Below are 11,372 nucleotides of genomic sequence, written 5' to 3' on the forward strand. Positions count from 1 at the left end.
GTCAGTATTATGTGGCAAAGGCTCCGCAAAGAACTGAAGGAGCCTTTTTCATACATATAGAGGGAGAATTCTACTTACCTTGGTTTAAGCTATTCAGTTTATCACCAATTGGTTTAGAGAAATTGTAACCATCAAATTTATCCCAGTTTATTGACCATGTCATCACCCCACCGAAATTCGGGGCTGTCTTAATTGGCGCAATGGTTGAGCAGCTTGTGCCTTTAATTAAGCAATCTAATGCCGCTGTAATATTAGCGATGGGCGCTTGTCCAGAGTTCGCAGATTTAGGACCCGATGGCAAGCCAATCGCGACTTGGTCGTCTCTTAACGGAGCAAAACGTGTGCCGTTCGCTAAATCAAAGCCTTCTAACAACATTTTAGCGTGGGCGACCATCATATTGACAGATCCTTCTGGTGCGCTGCCAGGCTCATAAGGATTGGGTAATCCACCATTATTATATAGCTGAACATGTAGCAGATCTAATGTGTCACGCAGTTGATCGATAACCGGGATATAGGCACCCCAAATACCGGTATAAGCTATCATACCACCATGCACATAAGGGTGTTCAGGAGCCATCGTCAACACCATATTGCCTCCGATATTTTGCTCTATTTGTTTTATCGCACGCGGCAAGCGCGCTTGAATTTGCGTACCATGCATAAGGTTTGAGCCACTTTCTAAATCAATGTCTAAGCCATCGAAGCCCCACTCATTAATAATAGCCGTTAAGCTTGCGACAAAATTAGCTTCATCTGAGTCGGTATTGAGTGTGATAGTTCCCTCAGCACCGCCAAGACTTAAAACAAAAACCTTTCCTTGCGCTTGAAGGGCTTGCATATCTTGTTTGAATTGAACTGGGTCAATTGCTGGACAAGTAGAACGAATGTCTTTTTCGAATAAATTAAAGTGTACAGTTCCGTTTGAATTACGGTCGTTATCGGCAAATGCGATATCGATAATATCCCATGCTGGCGAAATTTGATTCAATGGCAATGGGCAACCGGCTGGATTAACAAAGTTGTGCCAATACCCAATTAGTTTATGGGTTTTCCCTATGGGGGCATCGATCACTTTGATGCTAACGCCTTCACTGGTTGCTTGATTGCCTAAGTTGTCTTTTGCAATCGCAGAGATGGTTTTAGTGCCTAAGCTTGCAGGTGTATACAGTGTGGAGTAAGGGGCGCTGGTATCTGTGGCGACTAAGACACCATCAACAGTAAAGCTAACCTCGGTGATTTGTCCAAGCAATGCTGATGCGTCTGCCGTCAGCTGTGTTGCACTGCCTAACGTTATTTGGCTACCTGCGCTTGGTGATGTTACGGAGCTCACAATTGCTTTATCTGTAACAGTAACGACTTGGGTGCTGCTGCTTTGGTTTCCTTCGTTATCAGTGGCAATCGCGCTGAGCTCGATGGGTCCTAACTGTTGAGCGAGCCAATTTACTTGATAAGGCGCTTGGTTTAAGCTGCTTAATAACGTGTTACCCGCATAAATGTCCACTTGACTAATTTGTCCGTCAGCGTCTGTGGCATTGAGTGCAATATCGTAACTATTGCCTTGTAATAAGGTGCTATTAGCCGCTGGCGCGGTAAAGTTCACGATGGGTTTAATGGCACATACACCTTGATCTGTCCACGCATCAGTCCATGATTGACCCACGCCAGGTTCGTAAGCCCATAATGCATCAGAGCTACACCAAGGTCCTATATCACAACGATATTTATGATTGTTATGAGCAACAACATCACCCGTTTTATAGTTTCCACCGGCTTGATAGTTTGGAACGTTTTTACAACCGCCCGAGTTAGGCTCTGAGACGACAATATTCGCAATTGCGCTCGCTGTGGCATTTTTATCATCTTTAACAATCGCTTTTATCTGCTGGTTACCAGCGGTGGCACTCCATAGTGTTTGATACGGTGTGCTGGTATCAGTACTGAGTAAAGTATCATTGAGCCAAAATGAGACCTCGGTGACTTGGCCATCAGCGTCGGCGGCGGTTGCGCTAATGCTGACTTGGTCGCCCACTTGATATTGACTGTTATTAAGCGGTGCTGTGAGTTCTATGGTTGGGTTGACATTCGGCATGCCATCAGTAACTGTTAGTTGTGCGGTATTGCTGGTGGTGTTTGCACCATTATTATCTGTGGCAATTGCATTAACTTGATACTGCCCTGAAATGGTTTGCCATGTTACTTCATAGGGAGCTTGTGTATCGATACCCACAGATTGACCACTTAAAAAAAACTCGACCTGAGTGATACTACCGTCTGCATCATTAGCTTGGGCACTAAAAACAGCGCTGTCATTTGTCGGTAAAGTAGAGCCATCAGCGGGTGTAATAAGGTTAATTGTAGGGGCCAGATTGCCACCACAGGTGCCCAAATCATCCCATACAGCATATGGTGTGGAGTTATCTGCTGGAGATTGTGCTTGCGTCCACCACTTTGCTTGGTAGGCGGTATTATTTTGTGTAACAAGGTTGCCAGTTACATAGGTATTAGCACTTGACCATGCGTCAATGCCTTGGCAATCATAAGCCTGTGCATAAAAGGGGAGGGCACATAGCCCGAGTACTGCACTATGCAGCCCCTTAGTGAATTTTAATGTCATGTCATTTTCCTTTACTGTTGTGTTGTTTTTGCTCAAAAGCAAAGTCCAGCATATATGTAAGGTAAATGTTGATCAATTGTATTCTTGTAACATTTTTATGTACATGTTGCGCTTTTATTACCGAGAAGGTTATAAAATAGGGGATCAGGTGGTGATCTGTTATACTTGATTGTCTTACCAGCGCATTGTGTCACCTAGCAGCCTGTGTAAGTGCAGTCGGCTTAGCAAGTGTCGTTAACATAATGTCATTTGCTAGGGCTTATGCCGCTGTGGTTTTCCTATCTATTTGTTGAAGATAAGCCCCAACACATGAGAGTTTAAATGACGTTTTCAGATTTGGGTTTGTCTCCATCAATCGTGCAAAGTATTACAGATAAAGGTTACACCACACCGACGGCTATTCAAGAAAAAGGGATCCCTGCGGTGTTGTCTGGCCAAGATGTAATGGCTGCAGCACAAACAGGTACCGGTAAAACCGCGGCGTTTACTCTGCCGCTTATTGAGCAATTATTAAAAGAAGATCGTCCCCGTTCAAACCAAGCGTTGGCCCTCGTTTTAGCACCAACACGTGAGCTTGCATTACAAATAGCAGAAAATGTTGAGGCCTACAGTCAAGGAACTCGGCTACGTTCTGCGGTGGTGTATGGTGGCGTAAAAATTAATCCTCAAATGATCCAGCTACGCAAAGGTGTGGATATTTTGATTGCGACACCGGGTCGCTTGCTTGATTTATATAGCCAAAACGCCGTGAAGTTTAATCAACTTCGTACCTTAGTGCTTGATGAAGCCGATCGTATGTTGGATATGGGGTTCATTCATGACATTAAGCGCATTATTAAAGTGTTGCCAAAAGAACGTCAAAACTTGCTGTTTTCAGCCACATTTTCAGACCCAATTCGAGATTTAGCGAAAGGGCTTATTGTGTCTCCAATAGAGATTTCGGTTACGCCTAAAAATGCAGCATCAAAAACCGTTACTCAGTTTGCTTATGCTGTCGATAAACCACAAAAAACCAAGTTGTTGAGTCATCTAATTCGCACTAAAAAATGGCAGCAAGTATTGGTGTTTTGTCGCACTAAACATGGTGCAAACCGTTTAGTGACACAGTTAGAAAGAGATAAAATTACTGGTGCAGCAATTCATGGTAATAAGTCACAATCAGCGCGAGTAAAAGCTTTGAATGGCTTTAAAACCGGCGACGTAAACGTATTGGTGGCCACCGATATCGTAGCGCGAGGACTAGATATCGCTGAGTTACCGTATGTTGTTAACTACGATTTGCCTAATATTTATGAAGATTATGTACACCGCATTGGCCGTACTGGGCGTGCTGGAAGTGATGGTCAAGCCGTGTCATTCGTGACCGTGGATGATGCCGCAGATTTATATGGCATTGAGCGTTTTATTGGTGCTTTGATCCCACGAGCACACGAAGAAGGATTTGTACCTCAACATCCAGTGCCTGAAGTGGCATTAGATACTCGACCGGTAAAGCCAAAGAAAGCGAAAAAACCAAAAAGTGCAAAGCCGCAAGGTGAACAAAATCAAGGCTCAAATGGGCCTAAAAAAGCGAAGCCAGGTCAAGGGAAACATAAACCTCGAGGAAATGGTGGCAATCAGGGGAAATCTCAGGTTAAAGCTGCCATTGATAATCCGACCAATGCCAAGCCTAAGCGCCGTCGCTTTTCAGCGCCTAAGCCAAAAGCACAGTAGTATTCAAAGGTAAACCTTCAGTCTTAAATCACATCCTAGTAAAGATATGTGATTTAACTTGATTATCATCATAATTCATTAATAGTAGTAACAGACTGCTTGATAAGGATTATGATGATTTATTACATCTTGGCCAGTGCAGGCCTCGTTCTGTTTATATACTCTATTAGTGTCCGCCAGCTTGTAAAAGCTGAAATTACGGCGCCTATTTTGTTTGTTACGTTAGGGGCTGTCATTAGCTTCTTTGCAGGCAAAGAAGGTGTGGTGATGGAACTAGATAGCGATATCATGTTACCTGTAGTTGAAGTCATTTTGGCTGTGGTGCTATTTAGCGATGCGGCCAGAACACGGCTTCGCGTATTGTATGACTCTTATCAATTATCCTTAAGGCTTCTCCTAGTTGGGTTACCATTAACCATTTTATTCGGGGCCATATTTGCATATTGGCTATTACCATTAAGTTGGATAGGTGCAACCTTATTAGCGGTGATCATTTCTCCCACAGATGCGGCATTGTGCAAAGGCTTTTTAAGCGAACCGCGGGTCCCTGTTCGATTACGAGAAGCCATTAATGTTGAAAGTGGTTTGAACGATGGCTTATGCGTGCCAATTTTTTTGTTTTTATTACCTGTTGTAGTTCATGGTGAGAATGCGACGCTGTCGACGTTATCGTGGTTGTTCTTTCGAGAATTAAGCATTGCGTGCGTTATTGCTATTGTGGTGACTTGGATAAGCATTATGCTAATGAGAAAAGCTAAAACGCACCATTTATTTGCGACAACAACGAGTCCCTTTCTATTTATTAGTGTGGCTACCTTGGTTTTTTCACTCACACAAGCTCTGCATGGAAGCGGTTTTATCGCTGCATTTGTGTGTGGTTTGTTGTTTGATAGATTCTATGATGACCCAATTAAAGATACTTTACTTAAAGATAGTGAGCATATCGCTGACTTTGCAACCTTACTTATTTGGACATTATTTGGGATGATGTCGTTAAACTTATTATCACAAGGGATGAATATTGATGCACTTATATTTGCTGTCTTTGCCATTATTGTGATTAGAACTTTACCGATTATACTGTGCTTGATGCGCAGTGACACACGATTACACGAGCGTATGACTTTAGCATGGTTTGGGCCAAAGGGGCTTGCATCTGTGGTGTTTATATTGATGTTAATGCCAACTATGGACAGTGACGTTAGCCTCATTATTGAGGCCGCGGTTTACACTGTGTTGCTGAGTATATTTATGCATGGCGTGTCGACTCGCCCGATTTCTTTGAGCTTTAAGTGATTAGAGTGAGTACTCAAAACGTCATTTTATTGAAATAAAAAAGACATTATTCGTCCCTAAAATGAGCCTCTAATTTTTAATTACACAGTTAATTAGCTCATACGTTACGGGAATCCCATGAAAAAGAAATTAATAACATTAGCAGTATCAGCAGTCTTGTTGAGTGCTTGCAACGACGACACACAAACGGTCGAAGTGATCAAAGAAGTGGAAAAGGAGGTCATTAAGGAAGTTGCACCAACACCAGTGACTTCGGTAAAAAATGTTATTTTAATGATTGGTGACGGCATGGGTGCCCAGCAAGTTGGCTTATTAGAAGAGTATGCGCGAAGAGCACCAAACTCGACATATAATACACGAGGCAATAAAACCGCTTTGTCAAAACTTGCTGATGCTGGACATATGGGCCTTTCGCTTAACGCGCCACATGGGGCAAATGGCATGTTGGTAACAGATTCTGCGTGTTCAGCAACCCAGTTAGCAACAGGTCTGGCTGCAGGCTCTGAAATGATTGGTCTTGATGAGCAAGGTAATATTGTAGAAACCATTTTAGAAAAAGCAAAAAAAGCAGGAAAAGCCACAGGGCTTGTTTCTGATACGCGTATCACACATGCAACACCGGCTGCATTTGCTGCTCACCAACCACACCGTTCTATGGAACCTGAGATTGCAGAGCAGTTAGTGAATACTGGTATGGTAGATGTTTTATTATCGGGTGGAGCACGGGTATTTATTCCATCAGATATAAAAACAGATGAAGCCGATCAAAAGGTACTGACTGATCTAGGTATGCCTGCTAGTGTATATAAAAAGTCAAAACGAAGTGACGATAGAAATATCGTTTTAGAGGCAAAAGAGCAATACGGTTATGCACTGGCTTTTGATAAGGAACAGTTATTAGCAAGCGACACTGACAAGTTACTTGGGTTATTTGCTAATTCAGGTATGGATGATGGCATCGCGTACAAAGCATGTCAGGCAAGCAATAGCTGTACTCAGCCTTCTTTAAAAGAAATGACGGTTAAAGCACTCGATATTTTATCAAAAGATGAAGATGGCTTTTTCTTGATGATCGAAGGTGGCCAAATTGATTGGGCTGGTCATGCTAATGATGCTGGCTGGATGTTGAATGAGCTATTAAAGTTTGATGAAGCGGTGGCTGCAGTACATGATTGGGTTAAAGACCGTAATGATACGCTCGTAGTGGTAACTGCTGATCATGAAACGGGTAGCTTCGGGTTTAGTTATTCTCGTAAAAACCTTCCAGAAGCACAAACTTTGTCAGGAGATGGTATGCAGGGGGCAGATTATAAACCAAATTTCAATTTCGGGGCATTATCTCATTTAGACAAGCTTTATAACCAGACCGGTACATTTTTTGACATGATGAATGCTGCAAATGCAGATTGGGATTTTGCGGCAACGACACCTGAAGATTGGATGAATGCTGTAAACCAATATAGCCAGTACAAAATTAACATCGATCAAGCTGCTGAGATTGGTGAGCGGGAAGTGAATGATTACTTTGTTGCTGACCATAAATACCAAAGTGCGGATATAGTACCTAGGTTTGCTGATTTTAAAGAGTTTTATGTCTATGCGGATGAAGATCATGCGGCAAAGGTAGGACGAGCTTTAGCGGCAGATCAAAATGTAGTATGGGGTACAGGCACGCATACGGCTGCGCCAGTTCCAGTCTATGCTGTTGGGCCTGAAGGTGTCACTAAACAGTTTTCTACTATGCAGCATCATGTTGAGATTTCTCAGAAAATGATGACTGCATTCGGGTTTGCCGAATAGGCTTACTATTGAGTGAGTAATAGAGGCTATACTTACTTAGGCAGTATTAAGCAAATTTACTAGTTCATCTTTGGGCATGGGTTTTGCGTAATAAAATCCTTGTCCAAAATCACAGCCAGCTTGCAGCAACAATTGATGCTGCGTGGCTGTTTCTATTCCTTCAGCAATTACTTTCAAACCCAGTTGATGTGCCATCATTATCATGGCTTCGCATAAAGCTAAATCATCAGCGGTATGAGCAATACCATCCACAAAGCGTTTATCTATTTTAATGAAATCTGTATCCATTTGTTTTAGATAGGCGAGGGAAGAGTACCCAGTCCCAAAATCATCGAGCGCAAGCGCAAAACCTTGTTTGGTGAGTGTGGTTAAACGCTGTTGAGTGCGTGGAAGCGCATTCATCATTAAACCTTCGGTTATTTCAATGACAAATTGTTCTGTTGTTAAACCTTTATTTGTTAGCTGTTGATGCCAGTCGTTGAGTGCACTGTGTTTCGCTGTAAATTGCACGGGCGATACATTAATACTCAATTGCAAGTGATGACCCAATTGATTGAGTGCGCATAGGGTATCGCAGGCAGTTGAAAATATAAATTCACCGATCCCATGTATGAGCTGGGTTTCTTCTGCCAAAGGAATAAATAGAGCGGGACTGACAATCCCCTTTTCTGGGTGACGCCACCGGATCAGGGCCTCAGCTTTAACAATTGACTGATCTTTCATGGCAACGATTGGTTGATAATACAAAATAAACTGCTGCTGAGTTAAAGCGACGCGTAAGTCTTTAAGTAATGCCATACGATGTTCTGCTTGTTCACGCATATGAGCACTAAAAAATGCAAAGCCATTTCGACCATGCTGTTTAGCTTGATACATCGCTTGGTCAGCGGCTTTTAGTAAAAGTTCACTGGTATCCCCATCACGCGGCGCATGTGCAATACCAATACTGGCACTTATATGACACTGTTCTTGCCCTAGTGAAATGCTGGGTTTCAGTAACTGTAGGACTTTTTCCGCGGTCTTACTGAGCTGCTCGCAGTCATTGTACGTGGTGACTAACACAAACTCATCGCCACCAATTCGGGATATCAAACTACACTCAGATTGCAGTGATATTAAGCGGCTTGCGACCTCTGTTAGTAGTTGATCTCCGTAATAATGACCGAGTGTATCGTTGATATCTTTGAAGTGATCAAGATCTAGCAATAAGATCCCGACGTTAGCTTGATCATCTTCTAATTGGCATTTTAAGTGTCGCTTTAACTCAATGCGATTAGCAAGCTCTGTAAGCTGGTCAAAATGTGCTTGATGCCAAATCAATTCGTCTTTACGTTTACGATCGGTAATGTCTGTAAATATAGCGACACGACGATAGGCTTCATTATGTGCATTGTAAACACTATTAATGGTCAGCCACTCGGTATATAGCTCGCCATTTTTACGGCGGTTTATGATCTCGCCTTGCCATCTGCCTTGTTCAGAAAGTTGCTGCCACATTTGCGAGTAAAACTGCTTATTGTGCTTTCCTGAACTTAATATACTGGTTGTTTTACCAATGACTTCTTCGCGTTTAAACCCCGTTACCTCACTAAATGCTGGGTTAGTATCAAGAATAAAGCCATTGGAGTCGGTAATAACCATGCCTTCACTGCTATTTTTGTATACGAGGGCAGCGAGGCTAATGGCTTCTTCATGTTGTTTACGTTGGCTAATATCTCGAATGATTAAGATGGCTTGTTGATGCTCTGATATATGGTTTATCCGACATTCATACACATGTTGGGTGTTGTCATCAGCAAGCTGAGAGAATTCGAGCTGGCTGTATGGTTGCTCTTCTAAGAGCGCTAGTTGTGCGAGAACACGCTTAAAAACATGGGTTGGGAAAATATCTTGAATGGCTTTGGCCCCCTGAAAATAAGGGCCATGACTCATTAATATCTCGCCTGATTGATTGATGCGCAAATAACTGTCGGGTAAAGCTGTAAGGAGTGCGATGAGTTCAGCATGTTTATGTGTGAGTGCTTGCTCAGCATTCAGCCGCGTATTCGCCATAAATTCAAATTGTTGCGTGATAGCTAAAAATTCAGGACTTGATTGCTCCTTTCCCCAATTTACTGGCTCTGAATTGGTAAATTGTGACATAGCATTTTGCAACGACTTAAGCGGCTTGAGTAAAACGCGATTAAGTTGCCATCTTGCTTGCCAGATTATGATCACAATCGCCAAAATAAATAAAGAAAGGGTGGTTGCCACTTTTTGATTTGCCGCGTTAATGGCCTGTTCAAATGGCAATGAAAAATGAATCTGTAAGCTGGTACGTGGTTTATTTGGCTCAAGGGGAAGCTGCAGATATATCCTATTCTGACCAAATCGATCTTCGGCAACTTCTGCTTTGTGTGATGAACTTGGCCATGAGAGGTTAAGAGGTTGGCCGAGTTGCTCAGGTTTAAAGGGGTATTGCGCGATAATATTGTGCTGTTTATCACTGATCATGACTTTGCTCCCTGCGGGCAAAGGGAGTTTCGCAAGTGCATAGCTCCATTTAGTAAGAGACTGAGCGACAACAAGGGTATGCAGTACTTGTTTATCATCGTTTAATACAGGAATAGCAAAGTTAACGGTTGCTTTATTAATTGAGCGATCATGTTGAAATTGACCAACGCTGAATTTTTTAGTGCGATTCGCGTCTTGGAAGTAAAGTCGGTCGCTTATATCAATGGGTTTAGCTGAATTTAAAACAGTGCACAGAACATGACCATTTGGGGAAGCTATACCAATATTCGCAATTCTTGGTGCAAGGGCTTGTGCGTAGATTAGAATAGCAGGGCATTCACCTAGGCTGATTGTTTTAAGCTCAGGGTGATGTGCTAAAAGAGTCAGAAGCTCTTTAGTCTCATTAATATCACTTTGTTGTACCGTTGCGATTTGTTCAGCGAGCAGTAGTGCTTTAAATTCACTTTGTTGCAATATTTCTGAGTGTTCATCCAGCAATTGCGCCAAAATTACTAATAGCCCGGGCACACATATTATGATTAATAATCGGTAAAACCGGTACGGTATTGATAAATTAGTAATAATCACACCTGCGCGTGTCTTGACTATGGTGCAACATAATACAAAAACCTACGGCAGGTGAGCAAACAAATACTGCTAAATAATCACTAAATATGTTAATTCAGTGCGGAGTTATGGCTTATTCCTATCTCCACAAACGCATAATTTATTATTTGTTGTCTCGTGTTAATTTGTAATTTTTCTGTGATCTCTTAATAAATATACAGCAATTCCACTTTTCCCCACCGAATTCATAGGCTTTCATCAAAGCCGCATTTTTTCTGGGTTTTTAGGGGCTTATCAGGGTGCCTTTCACTTGACAAAAACAGCTGTCAAGCCCTAAACTGTACTATCGTGGTAAAAAGTGGTTTTTAGTGGATCATATTGGATCTTAGAGCACAATAGAGGTTCGTGGATAGAGGCGAAAATGTTTAAAGGTGCGAGTTCACTGAGTCTGGATGAAAAGGGGCGTTTTGCGGTACCAACTAAATACCGTCAGCCACTCCTGTCTGAAGAACAAGGTTCACTTATTTGCACTATTGCCATTAATGAGCCTTGCTTGTGGCTTTATCCAATGAGTGAATGGTATGAAATTGAAGCCCGTTTACAAAAACTCTCCAATATGAACCCAAGAGCAAGGCGCTTACAGCGTATGTTATTGGGCCACGCTACTGAATATCAATTAGACAAAAATGGTCGTATCTTACTGGCGCCGGCACTGCGTACTCACGCAGGGTTGAGTAAAAAAATAATGCTGGTAGGTCTACTAAATAAGTTTGAGATTTGGGATGAACAACGATGGCATCAACAGATGCAGCTTGATACTGAATTAGAGCGCAGTGGAGAGTTTGAGTCTGGTCCTGAACTTGATAATTTTTCGCTGTAAAAACTG

General features: G+C 42.4%; 6 protein-coding genes. 4 read left to right on the forward strand and 2 right to left on the reverse strand.

Features of this window, described 5'->3' with window-relative positions; all coding sequences use genetic code 11:
* Positions 1 to 70: 70 nt before the first annotated feature.
* A complete protein-coding gene (locus BGP78_RS08330; protein WP_119860966.1) occupies positions 71 to 2,617 on the reverse strand; it encodes an Ig-like domain-containing protein in 2,547 nt (848 codons plus the stop codon).
* A 321-nt stretch (positions 2,618 to 2,938) separates the two neighbouring features.
* Between BGP78_RS08330 and BGP78_RS08335 the strand changes: the two genes are divergently transcribed.
* From BGP78_RS08335 to BGP78_RS08345, 3 genes are all read left to right on the forward strand, one after another.
* Positions 2,939 to 4,330: a DEAD/DEAH box helicase gene (locus tag BGP78_RS08335; RefSeq protein ID WP_119860967.1), complete on the forward strand. Its 1,392-nt coding sequence runs from the start codon at positions 2,939 to 2,941 to the stop codon at positions 4,328 to 4,330.
* Between the two features lie 114 nt (positions 4,331 to 4,444).
* Positions 4,445 to 5,626: a sodium:proton antiporter gene (locus BGP78_RS08340; RefSeq protein WP_119860968.1), complete on the forward strand. Its 1,182-nt coding sequence runs from the start codon at positions 4,445 to 4,447 to the stop codon at positions 5,624 to 5,626.
* Between the two features lie 117 nt (positions 5,627 to 5,743).
* Positions 5,744 to 7,426, forward strand: coding sequence for an alkaline phosphatase (locus tag BGP78_RS08345; protein WP_119860969.1), 1,683 nt, complete (start codon positions 5,744 to 5,746; stop codon positions 7,424 to 7,426).
* Positions 7,427 to 7,462: 36 nt separating this feature from the next.
* On the opposite strand, the gene BGP78_RS08350 is transcribed toward BGP78_RS08345, so the two are convergent.
* Positions 7,463 to 10,426, reverse strand: coding sequence for an EAL domain-containing protein (locus BGP78_RS08350; protein WP_259386241.1), 2,964 nt, complete (start codon positions 10,424 to 10,426; stop codon positions 7,463 to 7,465).
* Positions 10,427 to 10,907: 481 nt separating this feature from the next.
* Here BGP78_RS08350 and mraZ point away from each other — a divergent pair, with 481 nt between their 5' ends.
* Positions 10,908 to 11,366 (forward strand): division/cell wall cluster transcriptional repressor MraZ, encoded by a 459-nt coding sequence (mraZ, locus tag BGP78_RS08355; protein WP_119860971.1) that lies wholly within the window; start codon positions 10,908 to 10,910, stop codon positions 11,364 to 11,366.
* Positions 11,367 to 11,372: the final 6 nt, after the last annotated feature.

Source organism: Pseudoalteromonas sp. MSK9-3 (assembly GCF_003590335.1).
GTDB lineage: Bacteria > Pseudomonadota > Gammaproteobacteria > Enterobacterales > Alteromonadaceae > Pseudoalteromonas.

Bases quoted from the DNA above. Each gene is read 5' to 3' on its own strand.
- BGP78_RS08330 (WP_119860966.1), bottom strand. From the start codon at position 2,617: ATGACATTAAAATTCACTAAGGGGCTGCATAGTGCAGTACTCGGGCTA.
- BGP78_RS08335 (WP_119860967.1), top strand. From the start codon at position 2,939: ATGACGTTTTCAGATTTGGGTTTGTCTCCATCAATCGTGCAAAGTATT.
- BGP78_RS08340 (WP_119860968.1), top strand. From the start codon at position 4,445: ATGATTTATTACATCTTGGCCAGTGCAGGCCTCGTTCTGTTTATATAC.
- BGP78_RS08345 (WP_119860969.1), top strand. From the start codon at position 5,744: ATGAAAAAGAAATTAATAACATTAGCAGTATCAGCAGTCTTGTTGAGT.
- mraZ (WP_119860971.1), top strand. From the start codon at position 10,908: ATGTTTAAAGGTGCGAGTTCACTGAGTCTGGATGAAAAGGGGCGTTTT.